Annotated in this window: 13 protein-coding genes; 5 read left to right on the top strand and 8 right to left on the bottom strand. The window is 69.2% G+C overall.

The window, feature by feature from the left end; translation table 11 throughout:
• Positions 1–2: 2 nt before the first annotated feature.
• The 4 genes from PE061_RS20765 to PE061_RS20780 form a co-directional block, all read right to left on the bottom strand.
• The gene (locus PE061_RS20765) at positions 3–2,375 is read right to left on the bottom strand and encodes an ABC transporter permease (RefSeq protein WP_271257032.1); all 2,373 of its coding nucleotides are present in this window, start codon (positions 2,373–2,375) and stop codon (positions 3–5) included.
• The gene (locus PE061_RS20770) at positions 2,372–3,094 is read right to left on the bottom strand and encodes an ABC transporter ATP-binding protein (protein WP_271257033.1); all 723 of its coding nucleotides are present in this window, start codon (positions 3,092–3,094) and stop codon (positions 2,372–2,374) included. The genes PE061_RS20765 and PE061_RS20770 overlap by 4 nt, the downstream gene beginning before the upstream one ends.
• 147 nt (positions 3,095–3,241) lie before the next feature.
• Positions 3,242–4,012 carry a slipin family protein gene (locus tag PE061_RS20775; RefSeq protein WP_271257034.1) on the bottom strand — a complete coding sequence of 257 codons (771 nt, stop codon included), beginning with the start codon at positions 4,010–4,012 and terminating at the stop codon, positions 3,242–3,244.
• Positions 4,013–4,029: 17 nt separating this feature from the next.
• Positions 4,030–5,505 (bottom strand): NfeD family protein, encoded by a 1,476-nt coding sequence (locus PE061_RS20780; protein WP_271257035.1) that lies wholly within the window; start codon positions 5,503–5,505, stop codon positions 4,030–4,032.
• Positions 5,506–5,616: 111 nt separating this feature from the next.
• Between PE061_RS20780 and PE061_RS20785 the strand changes: the two genes are divergently transcribed.
• The 3 genes from PE061_RS20785 to PE061_RS20795 all read left to right on the top strand — a co-directional run bounded on the left by PE061_RS20785 (position 5,617) and on the right by PE061_RS20795 (position 8,663).
• Positions 5,617–7,512 (top strand): PAS domain S-box protein, encoded by a 1,896-nt coding sequence (locus tag PE061_RS20785; protein ID WP_271257036.1) that lies wholly within the window; start codon positions 5,617–5,619, stop codon positions 7,510–7,512.
• Positions 7,502–8,173 (top strand): response regulator transcription factor, encoded by a 672-nt coding sequence (locus PE061_RS20790; RefSeq protein WP_271257037.1) that lies wholly within the window; start codon positions 7,502–7,504, stop codon positions 8,171–8,173. Before PE061_RS20785 ends, PE061_RS20790 begins: the two co-directional genes overlap by 11 nt.
• A 100-nt stretch (positions 8,174–8,273) precedes the next feature.
• Positions 8,274–8,663, top strand: a complete 390-nt coding sequence (locus PE061_RS20795) for a response regulator (RefSeq protein WP_271257038.1) — start codon at positions 8,274–8,276, stop codon at positions 8,661–8,663.
• Positions 8,664–8,679: 16 nt separating this feature from the next.
• Here PE061_RS20795 and ppsA read toward each other — a convergent pair whose 3' ends face one another.
• Both ppsA and PE061_RS20805 read right to left on the bottom strand, forming a co-directional pair.
• Positions 8,680–11,088: a phosphoenolpyruvate synthase gene (gene ppsA, locus PE061_RS20800; RefSeq protein ID WP_271257039.1), complete on the bottom strand. Its 2,409-nt coding sequence runs from the start codon at positions 11,086–11,088 to the stop codon at positions 8,680–8,682.
• A 49-nt stretch (positions 11,089–11,137) separates the two neighbouring features.
• The gene (locus PE061_RS20805; protein WP_271257040.1) at positions 11,138–12,214 is read right to left on the bottom strand and encodes an NAD(P)-dependent alcohol dehydrogenase; all 1,077 of its coding nucleotides are present in this window, start codon (positions 12,212–12,214) and stop codon (positions 11,138–11,140) included.
• A gap of 267 nt (positions 12,215–12,481) precedes the next feature.
• On the opposite strand from PE061_RS20805, the gene PE061_RS20810 reads away from it, so the two are divergent.
• On the top strand, positions 12,482–13,492 hold the full coding sequence (locus PE061_RS20810; RefSeq protein ID WP_271257041.1) for a universal stress protein: 1,011 nt from the start codon (positions 12,482–12,484) through the stop codon (positions 13,490–13,492).
• A gap of 3 nt (positions 13,493–13,495) precedes the next feature.
• Positions 13,496–21,937, top strand: coding sequence for a GH36-type glycosyl hydrolase domain-containing protein (locus tag PE061_RS20815; protein ID WP_271257042.1), 8,442 nt, complete (start codon positions 13,496–13,498; stop codon positions 21,935–21,937).
• 3 nt (positions 21,938–21,940) lie between these two features.
• Here the strand turns inward: PE061_RS20815 and PE061_RS20820 are convergent, their stop codons facing one another.
• Positions 21,941–22,966: a FecR family protein gene (locus PE061_RS20820; RefSeq protein ID WP_271257043.1), complete on the bottom strand. Its 1,026-nt coding sequence runs from the start codon at positions 22,964–22,966 to the stop codon at positions 21,941–21,943.
• Positions 22,967–22,994: 28 nt separating this feature from the next.
• Positions 22,995–23,609 (bottom strand): RNA polymerase sigma factor, encoded by a 615-nt coding sequence (locus PE061_RS20825; RefSeq protein ID WP_271257044.1) that lies wholly within the window; start codon positions 23,607–23,609, stop codon positions 22,995–22,997.
• Positions 23,610–23,712 lie beyond the last annotated feature (103 nt).

The raw sequence follows: 23,712 nt of genomic DNA on the forward strand, positions 1-23,712 counted from the left end.
CCTCACTCCCGCGTCTTGAGGGCGCGGACCAGATCCAGCCGGTCGACCCGCCCGCGAATGAGAAGCGCTGTCAACGCCGCCGCCGCGCCCACCACCAGCGCGCCTTCGGCGAGCGTCGCCGCGTTGATGCTGTAGGGGATGGTGTAGAGGTCCGCGCTGAACTGCGCCATCATGTAGCGCGACAGCGCCACGCCCATCAGCATTCCGGGCGGCAGCGCGGCCAGCACCAGCAGCGCCAGCTCGCCCAGCAGCACGAAGGCGACTTCCGGGCGGCGGAAGCCGAGCACGCGCATCGAGGCAAGGTCGCGCGCGCGCTCCGACAGGCTGATCCGCGCGCTGTTGTAGACGACGCCGAGCACGATCAGACCCGAGAAGCCGATCGTGAACAGCGTCATGATGCCCATGCTTTCGGCAAGCGTGTCGCTGATGCCGCGCAGGGTCGCCGCGCGCACCGTCACGCCCGCGACGAGCGGCGTCTGCTTGAGCGCGGCATAGAGCGCCGGGAGCTGCGCCGCGTCCACGCTCAGATATGCACCTGAAAGGCTGTCGCCCTCGCGCAGCAGGCGATTGAGATGCGCGCGGTCGATCAGCGCCGAGCCGCCGAGCGGACTGTCAACGACGGCGGCGACGGGGATTTCCAGCCGCGGCCGCTCGCCTTCGGTGACGGCGGCGGTGATCGTGTCCCCGGCGCGAACGTCCAGAAGCCGTGCCAGCCGGCCGGAGATGAGCGCGCCGCGCGCCGCCGGCTCCACCACGCGGCCGTCGATGTCGACGAGGCGGCTGAGATCGCCGCCCGGCTCCGCGCCGCTCAGCCCCTCGCGCTCCTCCCTCGGCCCCGCGATCAGCCGGGCGCCCGCCGCGCGGAACGGCTCGACCCGCAGCACGCCGGGCATACGCTGAAGCTCGTGCAGCGCGCGCGCGTCACGGACCTCGGCGAAGGTGACGGTGACGTCGCCCCGTTCGGCCTGTCCGAAGGCGAGGTCGATCATCCGGTCGAGCCCGTCGGTGGTGCTGGCCGCCGCGATGTAGAGCGCGAGCGCGGACGCGATCCCCGCCACGGTCAGCCCCGAGCGCAGCGGGCGACGCAGCAGGCCGCGCAGGATCATCCGCGACGGCTCATCGGGGCCGAGCGCCCGGGCGATCCCGGCAGTGCCGCCCGAGAAATCCGCCGGGGCGGGCGGGCGCATCGCCTCGGCGGGCGTGAGCCGGGCGGCGCGGCGCACGGCGCCGAGCGCGCCGAGCAGGACGGCGGCGAGCGTCGCGGTCGCCGCGATCAGGAAGACGTCCGGCCCGGTGCGGAACTCGAGGAACGGGAAGGCGAAATATTGCTGGTAGAGCCCGGCGGCGGCGCGTCCCAGCCAGAGGCCGAGCAGGATGCCGAGCAGCAGTCCGCCCGCCGAGAGCAACAGCGCGAGCTGGGCGTAATGGAGCATGATCGTGCGGTTGCGATAGCCGAACGCCTTCAGGAGGCCGATCACCTCGCGTTCGGTGTCGACCAGCCGGCCGAGCACGATGTTGAGCAGGAAAGCGGCGACGCCGAGAAAGATGGGCGGCAGTATCTCGACCGTGGTGCCGAGCTGGTTGATCTCTTCGGAGAGGAAACGGTCCGAGATCTGCTGCTCGCGGCCATAGGCGCCGGTTCCGCCGTAGGGCGCGAGCAGCGTGTCGAGCCGGCGGATCACCTCCTCGCCCCGCGCGCCCGGCGCGAGCCGCACGGCCGCCTCGTTGAAGGCCTCGACCATGTCGAGCGACGCGGCGAGCGGCTCGCGGCCCATCCACAGGATGCCGTAGCGCCGGTTGTCGGGAAAGATCTGGCCGGGCGCGACCGCATAGACGTGCTCGGGCGAGAGCGCCGTGCCGACCAGCCGCAGCTCGACCCGCTTGCCGTAGAGGAGTGCATTGAACCGATCCCCCGGTTGGAGCCGCGTCGCGGCGGCGAACGCCTCGCTCGCCACCACTTCGCCCACCACATGGGAATCGGGCAGCCGGCCGGAGCGTATGACCAGCCGGTTGAGCGCCGGGCGGCCGTCCGGCGGCAGCGAATGGACGCGCGCGGAGACCGGCTCGGCGATGCCGGCAATGTCGAGCACCGCGCCGGTGCTGATGCGGCTTTCCGCCACCGCGACACCGGGCAGCGCGGCGACCTCGCGCATCACCGTGTCCGGCGCGCGGCGGACGGGCGCGAAGACGTCGGCGAAGCGATACTGGTCGTAGTAGGCCGCCCGCGTCGCTTCCAGCGAGCGGATCATGCCGAACGACATCACCACCATGCCCACGCCCGCCGCGATCACCAGCGCGATCGCCGCCGACTGGGCGCGCAGCCGCCACAGGTCGCGCAGCAGCTTGGTGTGGAGCGGCGAGCGCAGGGCGATCACCAGCTCAGCTCCGACGGCGGCTTGCGGGTTTCATTGCGGCGATGGCCGACGATCCGGCCGTCGCCGAACAGCAGCACCTCGTCCGCCATGTCGGCGATCACCGCATTGTGCGTGATGACGAACGTGGTGGTGCCGAGCTCACGGTTGATCGTGTCGATCGCGCCGAGCACGCGCACACCCGTCGCGCTGTCGAGCGCGCCAGTCGGCTCGTCGCACAGCAGCACCTCGGGCCGCTTGGCGATGGCGCGCGCGATGGCGACGCGCTGCTGCTCGCCGCCCGAGAGCTGGGCGGGGAAGTGGTCGAGCCGCGCTTCCAGCCCGACCAGCCCCAGCGCCTCGGCCGGGTCCATCGGGTCTTCGGCGATCTCGGTGATGAGCGAGACGTTCTCGCGCGCCGTGAGCGAGGCGATCAGGTTGTAGAACTGGAAGACGAAGCCGACGCTCGTGCGCCTGTATTCGGTGAGCGCGTCCTCGTCGCAGGCCGTCAGGTCGCGCCCGTGGAACCAGACATGGCCTTCGCTCGCCCGGTCGAGCCCGCCCAATATGTTGAGCAGCGTGGACTTGCCCGAGCCGGACGGCCCCAGCAGCACCAGCATCGCGCCCGCACGGACCTCCAGATCGACGCCGCGCAGCGCATGGACCATGTTCGGCCCGCTGCCATACGTCTTGGTCAGGCCCTCGACCCGATAGACGCTCCTCTCGGTCTCCCCGTTCGTCACGGCCGATCCCTAGCCGCCCATCGCGGCATGTTCGTCGGCGGCTTGCGCGGTCATGGCCAGTTCCCTTTCACGGCAGGCAGGATGTCTGCCGCAGCGCGGCCGGACCGTCCATAGCGCCGTCGCGGGCGGGATGATCGCCGCCGGGCCTTATTCCCCGCCGCGCGGCACGGCGTTCAGGAAGTCCTTGAAGTCCATCGGGAACGGGAACACGATCGTCGAGCTGCGCTCGTTCGCGATCACGTTCAGCGTGGAGAGGTAGCGGAGCTGCATCGCCTCGGGACGCTGGCCGAGGATTTCGGCGGCCTCCAGCAACTTCTGCGCGGCCTGCTGCTCGCCCTCGGCGTTGATGATCTTGGCACGCCTCTCGCGTTCGGCCTCCGCCTGACGCGCGATGGCGCGGACCATCGATTCGTCGATGTCGACATGCTTGATCTCGACATTCGTCACCTTGACGCCCCATCTGTCGGTCTGCACATCCAGCAGCTCCTGAAGGTCGGCGTTCAGCTTGTCCCGCTCCGCCAGCATCTCGTCCAGCTCGTGCTTGCCGAGCACCGAGCGCAGCGTCGTCTGGGCAAGCTCGCTGGTCGCCTGCATGAAGTTCTCGACCTGGATGGTCGCGCGCTCGGGGTCGATTACCCGGAAGTAGATGACGGCGCTGACGCGCACCGAGACGTTGTCGCGCGAGATCACGTCCTGCGTCGGCACGTCGAGGACCACGGTGCGCAGGTCCATGCGGACCATCTGCTGCACATAGGGGATGAGGATGATGAGCCCCGGCCCCTTGACGCCGGTGAAGCGCCCGAGCGTGAACACCACGCCCCGTTCGTACTCGCGCAGGATCTTGATCGCCGCCGTCAGGAACAGCAGCGCGATGATCGCGATGGGGAAGTAAAACGCCAGCGTGCCGAACATATCCATTTTCCGTTCTCCCAGAACTACCGCGCGGCGGCGGGAGGTGCCGCCGCGTCCATGTCGATGGGCTCCACCTCCAGCGTCAGGCCGTCGAGGGCCGTGACCCGCACCGGCGCACCAGCGGCGAGGCCGCCCGGTCCCCGCGCCCGCCAGCGTTCGCTGTGCACGAAGACGTGGCCCGCGCCGTCCTTCCAGTCGAGCACGGTGCCCTCGGCCCCGACCATCTCCTCGCGGCCGCTCACCACCTTCCGCCGGTGCGAGACAAGCGCGAGCCGGGCGATCACGACCGTCATGGCGAGGCTCGCGAGCGCGACGGCGCCGAGCACCGGCCACGCGATCCGGAACTGCGGCACGTCGGTGTCGATCAGGATCGCCGCGCCGAGGACGAAGGCGACGAAGCCGCCGATGCCCAGAATCCCGAACGACGGCGAGAACGCCTCGGCGGCCATCAGCGCGATGCCGAGCAGGATGAGCGCAAGGCCGGCATAGTTCACTGGCAACACAGCGAACGCGTAAAGGCCGGTCAGCAGGCAGATCGCCCCGATGGTGCCCGGATAGAGCGCCCCCGGATTCATGAACTCGAACAGCAGCCCGTAGACGCCGATCATCATCAGGATGAGCGCGACGTTGGGATCGGTGATGGTGCCGAGGAAGCGGGCGCGCCAGTCCGGCGCGACCTCGGCGAGAACGAGATTGCGGGTGTCAAGCGTGACCTCCTTGCCGCCGGCGACGACCGTGCGGCCGTGGAGCTGTTCGAGCAGATCGTCGGTGTCGCGGGCGACGAGGTCGATCACGTTCCGTTCGAGCGCCGCGCTCGCGGAAAGGCTGGCCGCCGTCCGCACCGCCGCTTCCCCCCAGTCGGCGTCGCGGCCCCTGAGCTCGGCGAGCGATCGGATATAGGCGACGGCGTCGTTGATCGCCTTCGCCTCGGCGGCGCCGGCGGCGGGCGCGGCCTCGTCCTTGCCGTCCTTGTCCTTTTCCTGCTGCGGCGGCGCGAACGGATTGCCGCCGCCGATCTGCACCGGCGTGGCCGCGCCGAGGTTGGTGCCGGGCGTCATCGCGGCGACGTGGCTGGCGTAGAGGATATAGGTCCCCGCGCTCGCCGCCCGCGCGCCGCTGGGGCTCACGTAGGTGACGACCGGCACGGGCGAGCGCAGGATCGCCCGGATGATGCCCCGCATCGCGCTGTCGAGGCCGCCGGGCGTGTCCATCCGGATGACGACGAGCGGAGCGTTCTCCTCGGCGGCGCGTTCGAGACCGCCGACGACATAGTCCGATGTCGCCGGGCCGATGGCGCCGTCGATGAGGAGCACCGGCGCCGTGCGCCCGGTCTGCGCGGCGCCCGGCGGCGTCCACAGCACCAGCGCGCCGAACAGCAGGCCGAACAGCGCCAGCGCCCGCCGCGGGCAGAAGGCTGAACCGGTACGCGCGATGCTGCATCTCCTTCTTCCAGAACGACTTGTTACGCCGGAAAGCAGGCACCGGGCACTACGTATCATCCCTGACCTGTCGCCGGGCGGGCAGCATTAGGGACTTGTGTCGGTAGCGCCGGTGCTTAGGCTTGATCCGGAACATGCCGCGTATCGCTCCGCGCGCGTCAGGACGCCCCTATGCAGAACAACGATGCCAGATCAGACCGCCCGCGAAATGCGCTGTCCGTCTGGTGGGGTGCGCCCGTCTTCGTTGCATTGGCCACGCTCGGCGCGGCGCTCCTCGAGCCGTACCTCGCGGACCGCCCGACATGGTTGCTGCTGACGGTCGCAGTCCTCGCCTCCGCGGCGACGGGCGGCGTCCGGGCCGCAATCCTCGCCGCGGTCCTGTCGGCGCTGGTCGGGCTCCTGCTTGTCGGCAGGCCGTTTCGCGACGCCGATCATCTGGTGCACGCAATCGGGTTCGCGGTCATTTCCACGGGTGTCATCCTGCTGACAGGGCGCCTGTCGCACTGGCGGAAAAGCGCGCACGTGCACGAGGCCGACGCCGACAGAAGCCTGCGCCGGGCCGCGGTGCTCGCGGAAGAGCTCGGCCTACTCATCGACAGCGCAACCAACTATGCCATCTACATGCTGGACCCGGAGGGCCGCGTCGCGATCTGGAACAAGGGGGCCAAACGCATCACCGGGTGGAGCGAGGAGGATATCCTCGGGAAGCCGACCGCGGTGTTCTACCCCGCGGAGGAAGTGGCCACCGGGAAACCCGCTGCCGATCTCGATCAGGCTCGGACCGAGGGCAGGTTTCAGGACGAAGGCTGGCGGGTCCGCAAGGACGGATCGGAGTTCTTCGCGGATGTGACCATCACGCCGCTCCACCACGCGGACGGCAGGCTGCGGGGTTACGGACGGGTCGTCCGCGACATCACGGACCAGAAGGCGGCCGAACGCGCGATCGCGACCCGCGAGGCGCAGCTCAACTCGATCCTTGCGAGCGTTCCGGACGCCATGGTGGTGATCGACGACGAGGGCACCGTGCTTTCGTTCAGCAACGCCGCCCAGCGGATGTTCGGCTACGGCGAAGCGGAGGTGCTGGGCAGGAACGTGTCCATGCTGATGCCGTCGCCGGACCGCGAGCAGCATGACGGCTATCTCGCCCATTATATCGAGACGGGAGAACGCCGGATCATCGGCACCACGCGGCGGGTGATGGGACGCCGCAAGGACGGGTCGCTCGTCCCCCACGAGCTTTCGATCAGCGAGGCGACGGGCGGTGGCAGGCGCATGTTCACGGGCTTCATGCGCGACCTCACCGAACGGGAGGCGACCGCGGCGAGGGTGAAGGAACTCCAGTCCGAACTCGTCCATGTCTCGCGCGTGAGCGCGATGGGCGCCATGGCATCGACACTCGCGCACGAACTCAACCAGCCGATCACGGCGGTCGTCAACTACGTCGAGACGGCGCACGCGCTGCTCGACGCCCCGACCGCCGAAACGCTCGCGCTGGTGCGGGAAGCCTTGGCGGATGCCGCGTCGGAATCGCTGCGCGCAGGCCACATCGTGCGCCACCTGCGCGACTTCGTCGCCCGGGGCGAGGTGCAGACCCGGGTCGAGGATCTCCCGGCGCTCATCGAGGATGCCTCCTCGCTCGGCTTCGTGGGCCTGCGCGAAAGCGGCATCGCAACCGTCCTGCGGGTCGACCCCGGCGCGACGCCGGTTCTGGCCGACCGCGTCCAGATCGAGCAGGTGCTGGTCAACCTGATCCGCAACGCCGCCGAGGCCATGACGGAAAGCCGCGCGCGTGTCCTGACGATCTCGACCGCGCCCGATACGACGCCCGGCATGATCCGCGTCACGGTTTCCGATACAGGTTCCGGTCTGGCGCCGAAAATCTCGAGCCAGCTCTTTCAGGCCTTTCGCAGCACGAAGCGCGACGGCATGGGCCTCGGCCTTTCGATCTGCAGGACCATCATCGAGGCACACGGCGGCAAGATCTGGGCCGATTCCGGTTCCGGTGAAGGAACGCATTTTCATTTCACCTTGAGACAGGCGGCCGCGGAGGTGCGCGATGGCGGATAAGCGAACGGTCCACATCATCGACGATGAAGAGGCGATCCGCCGTTCGGCGAGCTTCCTGCTGAAAAGCACGGGCTACGCGGTCGAGGCCTGGGCTTCGGGCGTCGATTTCCTCAAGGCCGCGCGCCATGCCGCCGAGGGCTGCATCCTGCTCGATGTCAGGATGCCGGAAATGGACGGTCTGGCGGTGCAGAAAGCCCTGAGCGATCAGGGCATTGCGATGCCCGTCGTGGTGCTGACCGGCCATGCCGACGTCAGTCTCGCGGTCAAGGTGATGAAGGCGGGCGCCGTCGATTTCATCGAGAAGCCGTTCGAGCGCGCCCATCTCCTCGAGGCCGTGGGATCGGCGTTCACCCGCCTCGAGGACAGGGACCGCAAGGCCAGCTCCGCCGAGGAAGCCGCGCTGGCCATCGCCCGGCTGACGCCGCGCGAGCGCGACGTGCTGGACGGCCTTGCGCGGGGCCTGCCGAACAAGACCATCGCCTATGATCTCAATATCTCCGCGCGCACGGTCGAGGTGCACCGCGCGAACATGATGGCGAAGCTCGGCGTTCGTTCCCTCTCGGACGCGCTGCGGATCGCCTTCGCGGCCGGGCTGGGCAGCAGGCAGGCCGAGCCGGACGCCGCACGTCCGGCGGACTTAGGAGGCAGCACCGCGCAGTGACTCCCGGCGCGGGTCAGGAGCAATACGTAGCGACAGGCCCATCGGGCGGGCGCATGAAAGGAGCCGACCGGAATCGGCCGGTCGGGAGCCGGAACTCCGCATGATTGTTCAGGCGCAGATCGAGCGCCCCCGCGTACTTCTCGTCGAGGACGACAGCGGCGTCCGCCGGTCAATCCAGCTTTTGCTTCAGGCGCGGGGCTATGATGTGAGGGCGTTTTCCAGCGCGTCGCTGGCGCTCGCCGATCCCGCCGCGGCCGACGCCGCCTGCCTCGTCACCGACTATCGCATGAACGGCATGGACGGCGCCGAACTGCTGCGGAGCCTGCGCGCGGCCGGATGGTCCCGGCCCGCGATCCTCATCACCGCGCACCGCACCGACTTCGTTGTAGCAATGGAGGATGAAACCTGCTTCGACGCCGTGCTCGAGAAGCCGCTGCTCGATCATCGGCTCCTCACGTGCGTCGACCGCGCCACGGGCCGCGGCGGATGAGACCCGGCGCGGCGGCCTATCCCGCCTGCGTCCGCGCCGCAGGGCTGCGTGCCCCCGCTTCCGCCCGCGCGATCTCGGCGACGGTGTGGACGAAGCTGTCGGGATTGAGCGAGATGGAATCGATGCCTTCCCGCACCAGAAAGGCCGCGAAGTCCGGATAGTTGCTGGGCGCCTGCCCGCAGATGCCGACCTTGATCCCGGCCCCGTGCGCCTTGCCGATCGCCTCGGCGATCATGCGCGTCACCGCCTCGTCGCGTTCGTCGAACAGGCCGGCGAGCAGGTCCGAATCCCGGTCCACGCCGAGCACGAGCTGGGTGAGATCGTTGGAGCCGATCGAAAAGCCGTCGAACCGCCCCGCGAACTGCTCGGCCAGGACCACGTTGGAGGGGATCTCGCACATCATGTAGACTTGCAGGCCGTGCTCGCCCCGCCGCAGGCCGTTTTCGGCCATCACCGCCAGCACGCGGTCGGCCTCCGCCGGTGTGCGGCAGAAGGGAACCATGACGATGACGTTGGCGAAGCCCAGCGTCTCGCGGACGCGCTTCAGGGCGCGGCATTCGAGCGCGAAGCCCTCCCGGTAGCGGTCATCGTAGTAGCGCGACGCCCCCCGGAACCCGAGCATCGGGTTTTCCTCCTTGGGTTCGAACGCGCTGCCGCCGATCAGATGCGCGTATTCGTTCGTCTTGAAATCGCTCAGCCGGACGATCGCCGGATGCGGGTGCCAGGGGCTCGCGAGCTTGGCGATGCCGCGCGCGAGGGTGTCCACGAAATAATCGGCCGGTTCGGCATAGCCGCGCGTCAGCTCCCGGATTTGCCGCTGATCCTCCGGGCTCGCCCGTTCGGGATGGACGAGCGCCATCGGATGCACCTTGATCAGCGAATTGATGATGAATTCCATCCGGGCAAGCCCGACGCCGCGCGCGGGCAGGCGCCACCACTGGAACGCCGCCGCGGGATTGGCGATGTTCACCATCACGTCCGTTCCGGTTTCGGGCAGCGCCCCGACATCGACCTCGGTCTGCTCGAAGGGAATGAGCCCCGCGTACACGGTCCCCACGTCGCCCTCCGCGCAGCAGAGGGTGACATCCTGACCGTCGCCGATCAGCTTGCTCGCCCCGCCGGTGCCGACGATGGCGGGCACGCCGAGCTCGCGGCTGACGATGGCGGCATGGCTGGTGGTTCCGCCATGATCGGTGACGATCCCGGCGGCGCGCTTCATCACCGGCACCCAGTCGGGATCGGTGGTCTCCGTGACGAGCACCGCGCCGTCCCGGAAGTGCGCGATGTCCGCCGCACTGCGGATGACGCAGGCCGCGCCCGACGCGATGGCGCTGCCGACGGCGGCTCCGGTCGCCAGCGGCGTGCCTTTTCCCTTCAGCCGATAGTGGCGGAAGGCGGTGGCGCTAGCACCCGCCTGCACGGTTTCGGGCCGCGCCTGCACGATGAACAGCACGCCGGATTCGCCGTCCTTCGCCCATTCCATGTCCATCGGCCGTCCGTAGTGCGCCTCGATGGCGACCGCCCAGCGCGCGAGCTGAAGGATGTCCGCGTCGTCCAGCACGAAGGCCTCGCGCTCGGCGGGCTTGGTCTCGACGATCCGGGTGCGCCTGCTGCCGCCTTCGGCGTAGACCATCTTGAAGGCCTTGCCGCCCCTCTCCTTCTCGATGATCGGTTCCGCACCGGGCACGGCGAGGAGCGGCTTGAAGACGATGTACTTGTCGGGATCGACGCTGCCCTGCACCACCGTTTCGCCGAGTCCCCACGCGGCGCTGATCACCGCCGCGTGCGGGAACCCGGTCTCGGTGTCGATCGAGAACATCACGCCCGATCCGGCGAGGTCCGACCGGACCATCTGCTGGACCCCGATCGACAGCGCGACGTCCATGTGATCGAAGCCCTTGGCCTCGCGGTAGCTGATCGCCCGGTCGGTGAACAGCGAGGCATAGCAGCGGCGGCAGGCGTCGAGCAGCGCGCGCGGGCCCCGGACGTTGAGGAAGGTTTCCTGCTGGCCGGCGAAGCTGGCGTCGGGCAGGTCCTCGGCGGTGGCGCTGCTGCGCACGGCGGTGGCCGGCGCCTCGCTGCCGGTGCGGCGTCCGAGTTCCTCGTAGGCGGCGCGAATCTCATCGGCGATCCCGGCCGGAAACTCGCTTTCGAGGAACAGCGCACGGATCGCCTGCCCGGTCTGCTGAAGCGTCGCCTTTTGCCCGTGGTAAGCGTCGAGCAGCGCGGAGATTTTCGGTTCGAGGCCGTTGGCATCGAGATAGGCGCGATAGGCTGCGGCGGTCGTGGCGAAGCCCGCAGGCACCCGGATGCCCGCGCCCGAGAGCGCGACCGTCATCTCGCCCAGCGAGGCGTTCTTGCCGCCGACGGCGGGGACGTCGGCGATCCCGATCCTGTCGAACCAGATGATGCTCGGCTGCGGCATGATTCTCCTTCCGTGCGATGCCCGGACCTGTCCCCCGAAAAGGCGGCCGTCAGGGATGAATGGCGACCTTCAGCACGCCGTCGCGCTGGTGCGCGAAAAGGTCGTAGGCGGTCTCGATGTCGTCAAGGCCGAAGCGGTGCGTCACCAGTGCGCCCGTGTCCACGCGCCCTGTCGCGATGACGTCCATCAGCCGCCGCATCCGCTCCTTGCCGCCCGGGCAGAGCGTGGTGACGATGCGGTTGTCGCCGAGGCCCGCCGAAAAGGCGTCGAGCGGGATGCGCAGGTCCTCCGAATAGACGCCGAGCGACGACAGCGTCCCGCCCGGCCGCAGCACGCGCAGCGCCGCCTCGAAGGTCTCTTGCCGCCCGAGCGCCTCGATGGCGACATCGACGCCGCGCCCGTCGGTGATCCGCCGGATCTCGTCGACCGGATCGACCTTCGAGAAATCGACGACATGGTCCGCGCCCATGGCGCGGGCGATCTCTGCGCGTTCGGGCAGCGATTCGACCGCGATGATCCGCGCCGCGCCCATCAGCCGCGCGCCCGCCGTCGCGCACAGGCCGATCGGCCCCTGCGCGAACACCGCGACCGTGTCGCCGATGCGGATGCGCCCCGATTCGGCGCCGCTGAAGCCGGTGGAGAGGATGTCCGGGCACATCAGCACCTGCTCGTCGGTCAGCCCGTCCGGCACAGGCGCCAGATTCGCCATCGCGTCGGGGACGAGCAGGAATTCGGCCTGCGCCCCGTCGATGGTGTTGCCGAAGCGCCAGCCGCCCAGCGGCTTCCAGCCGTGACCGTGCGCGCCGCCGCACTGCGAGCCGCAGCCCGACAGCGACGCGTTGGAATAGCCGGACGGCGTGATCGCCCCGGCGATCACCCGCTGCCCCTCGCGGTAGCCCTGAACGGCCGAGCCCAGCTTCTCGATCACGCCCACCGGCTCGTGCCCGATGGTGAGCCCGGACGCGACCGGGTATTCCCCCTTCAGGATATGGATGTCGGTGCCGCAGATCGTGGTCGTGGTGACGCGGATCAGCGCATCGAGCGGTCCGACGTCGGGAACGGGCTTCTCGCCGAGGACGATCCGTCCGGGCTCGATAAAGATCGCGGCTTTCATCTTCTGCGCCATGGCGGTGTCTCTCCAGCAGGCGAAGCTGCGGGCCGGCCGCAGTTCATTCGGGCCGAAAGTGAAGGATCGGGTGGGCGGCGTCGCTACGTAACAATCCTTAGATGCGCGGGCCTCTCCGTATAACCCCGTATTTCCCCCGCGCCCGTCTTCGGTCACCGTCCCGTTTTGAGCACGAAAGACGAAGTCGTTGTCGAACGGAGACGATCCGGGCGCAACCATCGTCGTTTCGGCGCGTTGTCCTTCATGCGCAAAACGGGAGATCGTCACATGTCGACAGGAGAAGCCGTTACGCTGAATCAGCCCACCGACGCATCATCGACCGGCTTCTGTGTCACGGCCTGCGTCAACCCGTCCGGACAGGCCGCATCTGTCGTGCCCCATGCTTTCGCGATCGCGCAGGCCCTCGGCGCGCCGCTCACATTGCTGCACGTCCTCGAAGCGCGGGCGGCAAGGGAGGCGCGGCCCGATCCGATCGAATGGGACCTGCGGCGGCATGAAGCAAGACGCGCGCTGGACCGAATCGCATCGTCGTCGCAGCCCGCGGCGGCGAACGCGGACGTGGCGCTGGCGGAAGGCCCCACCGCCGACGAGATATGCCGCTTCGCCGCGGGGCACGGCGACGGGCTGATCGTCCTCGGGACGCGCGGACGCCGGGACGCGAGCCTGGACGGCATCGGCGGAACCGCCCACAACGTGCTGAACCGGGTCCCGGGCTCGATCCTGCTCGTCCCGGTCGACGCCCGGCTTGCTCCGTCCGGATACCGCCGGATCATCGTTCCGGTCGACGGCTCGTGCTGGGCCGAAAGCGTGCTGCCGCTGGCCGCACGGCTCGCGAAGGCCGCCGATGCCGAACTGCTGCTGGCGCACGTCGTCCCGATGCCGGAACTGACGGAGACGCGGCCTCTGGAACCGGAGGACCTGCTGCTCCGGCGGCGCGTCGTCGAGCGCAACGAGGAAACGGCGCGGGCCTATCTTGAACGGATGCGCGCCTCTCTGGCCGGCAGGGGTTTGCGCGTTCGCGTGCTTTCCTTGCGGGGGGACGATGTCCGCGTCACGCTCGCAAGGCTGATCGACACCGAGGCGGCGGACCTCGTCGTCCTTTCGGCGCGCGGCCACGGCGGCAGCCGCCATGACGACATGCGCTACGGCAGCGTGGCCTCCTATCTCATGACCCATTCGACCGCGCCGCTGCTCATCGTACGTCCGTCTTCGGCCCATGTGGAACCGTCCGCGATGCCGGACCACCGGGTGCGTCTTCCCGTGGCCTGCTCCGCCTGAGACATGGCGGATGAAGGCCCGGAACCGCTCGCGGCCGAAGCGCATGAAATCGCCACGCGTCACCGCCTCGCCGGGCTGAAAGCGAAACCGTCGGCACTGCCTGCACGATCCGGGCTCCCGGAGGCACGCGCATGGCTGGAACGGGCGCGGGTCGCTGCGGGCGCCGCGGGGCCGCAGGGCAGTGCGGCGGCGGAATGGCTGCTCGACAACGACTACCATGTCCAGCGCGCGATCCTCCAGATCCGGGAAGACCTGCCGTCCCGCTTCTACAATCGGCTGCCCGGCCTCGCGGGGAGCGAAACGGGCGGCGGCCCGCGCGTCCATTCGCTTGCGCACGCCCTGCTTCGCGCGTCCCACCTGCAGGTCTCGCTCGCCGGCGCCGTACAGTTCGTCGACCGCTATCAGGATCAGGCCCCGCTCAGCATCGCCGAGGTCTGGGCGTTCCCGGCCATGCTCAGGATCGCCTGCCTCGAACTGCTGATCGCCAGCTTCTCCAGGCTTTTCCCGGATGTCGCGCCGCCGTTCGAGGTCCACCCCGAAGCCGGGCTTGCGGCGGCCACGGACGACACCGAATGCGTGGCGCGGTCCATCGCCAACCTCGCCGTCATCTCCACCATCCAGTGGAAGGATTTCTTCGACCGGACGAGCCGGGTCGAAGCGATCCTGCGGCGTGATCCGGCGGGCGTGTACCCGCGGATGGATTTCGAGACCCGCGACCGCTACCGGCACGCGATCGAGAAGCTTGCCGTTCATGCCCGGCGCCCCGAATGGGAGGTCGCGGAAAGGGCGCTGGCGCAGTGCCGCAGCGACCACGACATCCCCTCGGGACATGTCGGCTACTGGCTGGTCGACGCCGGCAGGCCGATATTCGAGGACGCGATCGACTCGCGCCCCTTCGCGCTGGAAGCGCTGGGGCGCCGCGTGCTGCGCCATCCCGGCGCGCTCTACACGCTCGCGCTGCTGCTGGCGGGCCTCGCCGCCTTCGTCGTCCCCGCGCTCTATCTTGCCTCGGTCGAGGCGACGCTCATGTCATGGCTCCTGGGGATTGCCCTGACCATCCTTCCCGCGTCCGTCCTCAGCGTCACGGTCGTCAACTGGCTGGTGACGCAGATCGCATCGCCGCGCGTGCTTCCCAAGCTCGATTTCAAGGACGGGATGCCCGCCGATTGTCCGACCGCCGTGGTGATGCCGGTCCTCGTGGCCCGGGTCGCGGATGTCCCCCCTCTCCTCCAACGCCTCGAAAACCATCATCTCTCGAATCCCGATCCGATGCTGCGCTTCGTCCTGCTGAGCGATCCCGCCGATGCCGACGAGGCGGTCCTCGCCTCGGACGCCGCGGTCGAACAGGCGCTCGCCGAGGGGATCGGCAGGCTCAACGACAGGTACGGCGGCGACGATGGTGCCCGTCCCTTTTGCCTCATGCACCGGCCGCGCCTCTACAATCCGGCGCAGGGCTGCTGGATGGGATGGGAGCGCAAGCGCGGCAAGCTGGAGCAGTTCAACCGCTTCGTTCTCCACGGCGATCTTGCCCCTTTCAGCCTGACCGCCGGGGAGATCGAGGTGCTGCGGCATGTCCGCTTCGTCGTGACCGCGGATGCCGACACGCGGCTTCCGCCCGGCGTGGTGAACCGCATGGCCGCGGCGCTGGCGCATCCGCTGAACACGGCCCGGTTCGATCCGGCCGGCGGCCGCGTCGCGCGCGGCTACACGATCCTGCAACCGCGCGTGGAGATCGCGCCCGACGCCACGGGCCGCTCGCCGTTCTCCCGCATCTATGGCGGCGACACCACGATCGACATCTATTCCCGCGCGGTTTCGGATGTCTATCAGGACCTGCTCGGCACCGGCGTCTTCATCGGGAAGGGCATCTACGAGGTCGCTGCGTTCGAACGCAGCCTCGAAGACCGGATTCCGGAGAACCGCCTGCTCAGCCATGACCTGTTCGAGGGGTTGCACGGGCGGGTCGCGCTGGCCACCGACATCATCGTCTACGAGGGGTTCCCGTCCGCCTATCTCGACTTCGCATGGCGCTGGCATCGCTGGGTCCGCGGCGACTGGCAAATCCTCGCATGGCTGTTTCCCGTCGTGCCGGGGCGCGGCGGCAGATGGCTGCGCAATCGCCTGGACTGGTTCGACCGGCTCAAGATTTTCGACAATCTCCGCCGCAGCCTCGTCCCCGTGAGCACGGTGGCGTTGCTGCTCGGCGGCTGGTTCGTGCTTCCCGGCAGCCCCTGGGTCTGGACGCTGCTCGCGATCGCCGCGCCCGGTGGATATCTTTTCACGGAACTGGTCACGGGGCTCGCGCAGGGACGCCGCCGCGGCGTCGTGCAGAGCCTGCTGCGCCGTCTCGGCGATCATACCGTGCGCTGGCTGCTGGCCATCGTTTTCCTAGTCAGCGACGCCGCCATCGCCCTGCACGCCATCGCGGTCACGCTCGGACGGCTCGTTTCGGGACGCCGGCTTCTCGAATGGACGTCTGCGGCGCACATGTCCGCGCGCCTCGCGGAGCGCCCGCCCCGCATGGCCGCGTGGCGGGACATGGCCGCCTCGCCCGCGCTCGCGCTGGCGGCCGGGACAGGACTGGCCCTGAACGCGCCCCCGGTGCTCGCCGTCGCCGCGCCCCTTCTGCTGCTTTGGCTGCTGGCGCCCGAGATCGCGCTCCGGGTCAGCCGCCCGCTGCGGCCGCCGGCCGAGGAGATCGACGCCGCCGACCGAAAGTTCCTGCGCGCGATGGCGCGCCGCAACTGGCTCTTCTTCGAAAGCTTCGTGCGGCCGGAGGACAACTGGCTGCCGCCCGACAATTATCAGGAGCCTCCCGACGAGGACACGGCGCACCGGACATCGCCCACGAACATCGGCATGATGATGCTCTCGGTGCTGACCGCGTGGAAGCTCGGCCACATCGGGCTCAACGAAGCCGAGATGCGGCTGCGGAACGCGCTCGACGCCATCGACCGGCTGGAACGCTACCGGGGTCACGTTCTCAACTGGTACGAAACGCGGACGTTGCAGCCGCTTGAGCCGCGCTACGTCTCCACGGTCGACAGCGGCAATCTCGCGGTCAGCCTGGTCGTCGTCCAGCAGGCGTTCCGGGAGGCCGCGCGCGGACCGGCAGCCGGCGACGAGTCGTGGCCGGGCCTTCTGGACGTGATCGACCTGCTCGACGAAGCGATTGGCAAGGCCGGTCTGCCGCCTTCCCCGGAATGCGACACGCTCGTCGCGGCGATGCGCGGCGTCGCGGCCGCGCCCGGACAGGACGGCATGCGCCGCGCCGGACATCTCGACGCCCTGTGCGATGCCGATGCTCCGGCGCTGCGGCATCTGGTCCATGACCGCATCTCGAACGCCGGGGACGCGGATACCGAGGCGCTGCGCGACGTGCAGATCTGGCTGGAGCGGCTCGATCACCACCTGATGAGCATGAGGCGCGATCTCCGGATGTTCTCGCCGTGGCAGCCGCTGATCGCCCATTCGCCGGCCGATTGCCGCGAATTCGCCGAACAGGTCGCGGCGGCGCTGGCGGCCGCCGCGACGACCATGGCGCCGAACGGCGCGCTGGACGCCGCGCGCGCCAGGATCGAGGCTTCCATCGCGCCGCTGGCCCCGTCCGAAGCCCGCACGTGGATGGAGGAGGTCCGCTCCGCGATCGGGAGCGGCATCGCGGCGCGACAGGCGCTGCGCAAGCGTCTGGAGTCGGTCGCCGGGCGGGCGGGCGCCCTTGCCCGCGGCATGGACTTCGCCCTGCTTTTCGACGCGAACAGCCGCCTCTTCCACATCGGCTACAATCTCAGCGCCGACCGCATTGATCCCCATCACTACGACCTGCTGGCGAGCGAGGCCCGGCTGGCGAGCTTTTTCGCCATCGCCAAGGGCGACGTCGCGCCCGGGCACTGGTTCTATCTGGGGCGTCCGATCACAAAGAAGGCGTCCGGGCTGGCGCTCGTTTCATGGAACGGGTCGATGTTCGAGTATCTGATGCCGAACCTGTTCCTGCGCAGCGACCCGGAAACGCTGCTCGGACAGAGCGACCGCACGGCGGTCGATGTGCAGGGTGCCTTCGCGCGCGCCCGCGATATGCCCTGGGGCATATCGGAATCGTCCTATGCCGCGATTGGGCAGGACCGGATCTATCGCTACCACGCCTTCGGCGTTCCCGACCTCGGGCTGCGGCGCGGACTGGGGCGCGACCTCGTCGTCGCGCCCTACGCAACCGCGCTGGCGCTTGCGGTCCGCCCCGGCATGGCGGTGCGGAACCTTCGTGCGCTCGCCGGGCTCGGTCTCGTCGGCCGGTACGGCTTCTACGAGGCCGCGGACTTCACGCCCGAACGCAGACCGGCCGGAGACGATTTCGCGCTCGTCCGGTCCTACATGGCGCATCATCACGGCATGAGCCTCGCGGCGATGGGCAATGCGCTGTGCGGCGACATGTTCGTCGAATGGTTCCACGCCGATCCGCATATCCGGACGATCGACCTGCTGCTCAACGAGCGCATCCCGTGGGAGCTTCCGCCGGAAATCTCTCGCGTCGAGATCCGGGAGGCGGCCCCGGTGCCGGCGGGCGCCGTTCCGAACCTGCACGGCTGGAGCCCGAACGCGGCCGGAGCCGCGCGGGCATGGCACGCCATCGGCAACGGCCGGCTCACCACCCGCCTCGCGGTCGACGGCAGGAGCAGCCTGCACTGGCAGGGCTTCGCGCTCACCCGGACGGAGGAAGCCGACGCCTCGGCCGGCTACTGGATACATCTCCGCGATCGCGAGACCGGCCTGAGCTGGCCGGTGACGGCGGACCCGGCGGGCGCGGGCGATGCGCAGGCGCTGTTTCACGCGCACCGGGCGGAATTCCATCGCCGCGAGCACGGCATTGCCGCGACCATGACGGTCGGCGTCGCGCACGGCGACGACCTCGAAATCCGCCGGATAACGCTGGTAAACGAAAGCCATCGTCCGCGCACGGTCGATCTCACCAGCTATGCCGAAGTGGTGCTCGCGCCGCCGTCCGACGCCGCCCGCCACCCGGCGTTCAGCAAGCTCTTCGTCGGCAGCGAGCAGCTGCCCGGTCTGAACGGCCTGATGTTCGCGCGCCGCCCGCGCGATCCCGCCGAGCGTCCGCCCGTGCTGCTGCATCGGTTCATCGCCGACGATCAGGACATCGTGCCGCTCGGCGCCGAGACCGATCGCGGCGTCTTCCTCGGCCGTCACGGCGACGCCGGTTCCGCTGCCGCGATGCACGCGCGCAGGCTGTCGGGGAGCATCGGCTGGACTCTTGATCCCGCTTTCGCCCTGCGCGCGGAGCTGGCGCTTCCCGCCTATGGGCGGCGCGAGATCGCGTTCCTGACAATCGCCGCCGGGTCGCGCGCATCGGCGCTGGAAATCGCCGAGCGGTACACGACCCTGTCCGCGCTCGACTGGGCGATGAACGATGCGGAAGGCGCCGCCGCGCGCGAGATGCACGCGCTCGGGCTGCCGCCCGGCCATGTCCCGCTGGCCCAGCAGATGCTGTCGCGGCTCCTGCAAGGCGAGCCTGCGTCATCCGCGCCGGGCTTCGATCCCCGGCAATGGAGAGGCGATCTGTGGGCGCTCGGCATTTCCGGCGACCATCCGGTGCTTCTGCTGCGCGCGGGCGACGGCCAGCGCAGCGCGGTGCTGCGCTTCCTCCTCGCCGTGAAGACGCTGTGGCGGAACCGCGGCCTCACGGTCGATCTGGTGATCGCCCACGAGGGCACGGCGGGCTATCTGGAACCGGTGCGCGAGCGGTTGCTGGACGTGCTGCGCGAGACCGGCGCGCACGAACAGCTCGGCCTGAACGGCGGCGTCCATCTGGTCGGCATCGGCCATTCCGATGCCGGACGCGCGCTCCTTATCGAACGCATCGCGCAGATCGTGCTCAATGAAGGCGCCGGTCCCCCCGGCGACCAGCTCCGGCACGATGCGCCCGCCATCCACGGCCCGCGCTTCTCGCCGGTCGTCGCGCCGTCCGTCCCGGCCCCGGCGCCGGGCCTTTCCCGTCCGGAGGAACTGGCCTTCGACAACGGCTTCGGCGGGTTCGCGGAGACCGGGGACTACGTGATCCATCAGGACGCCGGGGAAACGACACCCGCGCCGTGGGCGAACGTGCTGGCGAACGAAACCTTCGGCACGATCGTGACCGAAGCGGGCCTCGGCTTCAGCTGGGCGGTCAACAGCGGCGAGAACCGCCTGACGCCGTGGAGCAACGACCCGGTCCGCGATTCCCCGGCCGAATGCCTCTATCTGCGCGACGAGGAAAACGCGCGGATGTGGACGCCGACGCCGCAGCCCGCCGGACACGACTCGGCCTGCCGCGTGCGGCACGGCGCCGGTCACACGATCTGGGAAAGGGCCAGCGAGGGGCTCGAGCAGGCGCTTCTCGCCTTCGTTCCGGTGGACGACCCGGTGAAGATCGTCCGGTTGCGGCTGCGCAACCTGCTGCCGCGCGCGCGGCGGATCACCGCCACCTATTATGCCGAATGGCTGCTCGGCGCGGTGAACGGCGAACCGGCGCCGCTGCGCACGGCCGACTACGATCCCTCGATCCATGCGCTGCTCGCGAACAATCCCTGGACCGAGGACTTCCGCGAACGCACGGCGTTCCTGACGAGCAACCTGCCGCCGCACAGCCTGACAACGTCGCGATCCGACTTCCTCGGCAGCACCGACGATCCCCGCCACCCGGAAGCGCTCCTGAACTGGGATCTCGGCGGTCGCCAGCGGTCCGCCGGCGCCGACTGCTGCGCCGCCCTGCAGGTGCATCTCGACATCGCACCGGGCGCGACGGCGGAGGTCGTGTTCGTGCTCGGACAGGGAGATGACCGCGCCCACGCGCGCGCGCTGGCACGCCGCTGGCAGGACGCCGCCGGGGCGGAGAGCGCCCGGCTGCAATGCCGCGACGACTGGGAGCGGCGGCTCGGCGCGGTCACGGTCAGCACGCCCGACCCGGCGTTCGACCTCGTGATCAACCGCTGGCTCCCCTATCAGGCGGCCAGTGCGCGGATACGGGCGCGCGCAGGCTTCTATCAGGCCGGCGGGGCCTTCGGCTTCCGCGACCAGCTCCAGGACGTGCTGGCGTTCCTCCACGCCGATCCCGGTCTGGTGCGCCGCCACATCCTCACCGCCGCGGCGCATCAGTTCGAGGAAGGCGACGTCCTCCACTGGTGGCATCCGCCGTCCGATCGCGGCGTGAGGACACATTGCTCTGACGACATGCTCTGGCTGCCCTATGCCGTCGCCGCCTATGTCGAGGCGACGGGCGACGCCGCCATACTGTCGGAACAGGTCGCGTTCCTGCGCGACCCCGCGCTCGCCGTGGGGGAGGCCGACCGCTATGCGCACTTCGAGGCCACTGACTACAAACGGCCGCTGTTCGAACATTGCGAGCGCGCCCTCGACCGCGCCTACCGGCTGGGGGCGCACGGACTGCCGCTGATCGGGACCGGCGACTGGAACGACGGCATGAACCGCGTGGGCGCACACGGCCGGGGCGAGAGCGTCTGGATGGGCTGGTTCCTGACGGCGACCATCGACGGCTTCACGCGCCTGTGCGACCGGCTCGACCGGCCCGATCTTGCGGACCTGTGGAAGGCGCGTGCCACGGCGCTCGTCGAGGCCGTCGAGCGCGCGGGCTGGGACGGCGACTGGTATCTGCGCGCCTTCGACGACGACGGCCGGCCCTGGGGTTCCGCCGCGAACGACGAATGCCGGATCGATTCGATCGCCCAGTCCTGGGCCGTGCTGTCGGGCGCCGCGGACCCCGATCGCGCGGCGCGGGCGATGGCCTCGGCGCGCAAGCATCTGGTCCGCGAGGGCGACGCGCTCGTTCGCCTGCTCGATCCGCCCTTCGACCGGACGCCGCGCGATCCGGGATACATCAAGGCCTATCCGCCGGGCATCCGCGAGAACGGCGGCCAGTATACCCATGCCGCCGCATGGCTGGGCATGGCGTTCGCCCGGCTGGGCGACGGCGACGGCGCGAAGGCCCTGTTCGATAGGATCAACCCGATCAACCGGGCGGCGACACGCGAGGACGCCCTGCGCTACCGGCTGGAGCCTTATGTCGTCGCGGGCGATGTCGCGGGCGAGCCGCCGCATGTCGGGCGCGGGGGCTGGAGCTGGTATACCGGCGCCGCCGGATGGACGTGGCGGCTCGGCGTCGAGGAGATTCTGGGGATACGCCTCGTCGAGGGCCGCGTGCGGATCGCGCCGTGCCTGCCCGCGGCCTGGCCCGGCTTCGAAGCAATCCTGAGACAGCCGACGGGCGCGCTCCGCATCATCGTCGACACGCCGGACGGGGCAGTCCCCGACCGCGCCGAAATCACGCTCGACGGCGCCCCATGGAACGAGGAAAGCATCCCCTTCCCCGAGGACGGGTCGATGCGCGAAGTCCGCGTGCGGCTACCGCGCGCGGCGCAAATGGCTACGTCGGAAGGATGAACGTCATTTCGGTGCAGACAGGATCAGATGACCCGGCACGACCTCCGTCACTTCGACACCCGTCATGATGTGCAGCGCTTCGACGAAGCCCTCGACCTCGCCCGCCTTGAAGTAGCCCGCAATGGGAATGTCGCGGAGGTCGTCGCCGCGAATCTCGATGTCGACGTCCGAATAGCGGCCGACCTCGACAACGACTTCCGAAAGCGGCTCGCCCGCGAAGGCAAGCATACCTTCCCGCCACGAGAGTTTCCGATCAATCTCTGCGGGCGTCACATGCTCCAGCAGCTCGACCTGATCGGAAGAGAAGAGCGCGCTCTGGCCGGCCGTCAATTCCATGACGGTGGCGGCCGGCGCCTTCTTGATGCGCACGTTGGCCGGCGGCGATGCCAGCGACAGGGCGACGCGCCCTTCCGAAACCATGACATCCAGCTTGTCCGCCTTGAGACGAACCGAGAACGCCGTGCCGACCGCTTTTACGACACCGTTGCCCGCATACACCGAGAACGGTTTGGATTTGTCCGGCGCGACTTCGAAAAACGCTTCGCCCTGCAACAGCGTGATGCGCCGCTCCGTCGTGGTGAAGGCGGCGGCGATCCGGCTATCCGTATTGAGCGTCACCCGCGAGCCGTCGGGCAGGTTCACGATTTCGTGCCCGCCCACCTCCGTCCTGTAGTTTGCCGCAAAGGCCGAAGGTTGCGCTTCGAAGCCGGATGACCCCCAGTCCAGAAGCTGGCGACCGGCAAACGCACCGATCGCGACGACGGCGATCAGCATTGCGGCAAGAAGGGGCAGCGCGGCACGCACGCGCTGGCGGAATGGCGGGGCGGCGTACACATCCCGGGAGGCGTAATCGTTCAGGCCATCGAGGGCGTCGAGGCCGTCCCACAGGCGCGTGTAGCGTTCAAAGGCATCCCGATTGTGATCGCTTTCCGCCTGCCAGCGCGCAAGCGCCGCATGTTCGGCTGGCGTCATCTCGCCGCCCTCCAGACGCGCAACCCATTCGGCGGCTTCCGCCTCGCTCTTCTTCATGTCGGGAAGAAGATAGATGTTGTCCGGCTCAGTCATTGATCTTGCGCACTTCCATTTCGGCGTCGGCCCGGGCAGCCATTCTGAGTACCGTGCCTGTCTGTGGCTTCGCCGCGCGGGGAGCCCCGAACTCGGTCGGGTCATAGCCCTGATCCCGCAAATAGGCGTTGCAGGCCGTCAATGCCGCGGCGACGCGTTTTTCGACCGTGCTCAGCGAAACATCGAGCCTCGCCGCGATCTGCTTGAACTTCAGCTTTTCGACCTTGCACATCAGCAGCGCCTGACGCAGCTCCGGTTTCAGGCTGGCGATCGCCTGGGACAGGACGAACAGCTTTCGCCGGCCGTCGACCTGATCCTCGACAGTCCCGTGCCGGTCATCCGCAAAGACGTCCGACCGCCCGGAATCCTCGAACGATTCCGTCGCGCTGTGCGCCTTGCGCGCCGCCTCGCTGATGGCGAGGTTTTTCGTCACCCGAACGAGAAAGGCCTTCGGGTTCCGGATGTCCTGCTTTTCGCTGGCCGCGTAAGCACGCAGGAAGGCCTCCTGAACAAGGTCCTCCACGTCGTCGCCGCGGCGGCGATAGCGCGCCGCCACCCGTCGGAGCGACGTTTCACATTCCAGGAAAGCGCGCAGCAGACCAGACATCGGCCAATCCCAAAAAACGGCTCCCGGAGGTGTCCGGAAGGTCCGAAGCTAGCACGCAAACCGCAAGCAGGCCATAATGCCCGGCGGGTCGATGACCTGTTGC

The sequence above is a fragment of the Sphingosinicella microcystinivorans genome (genome assembly GCF_027941835.1).
Taxonomy (GTDB): Bacteria; Pseudomonadota; Alphaproteobacteria; order Sphingomonadales; family Sphingomonadaceae; genus Sphingosinicella.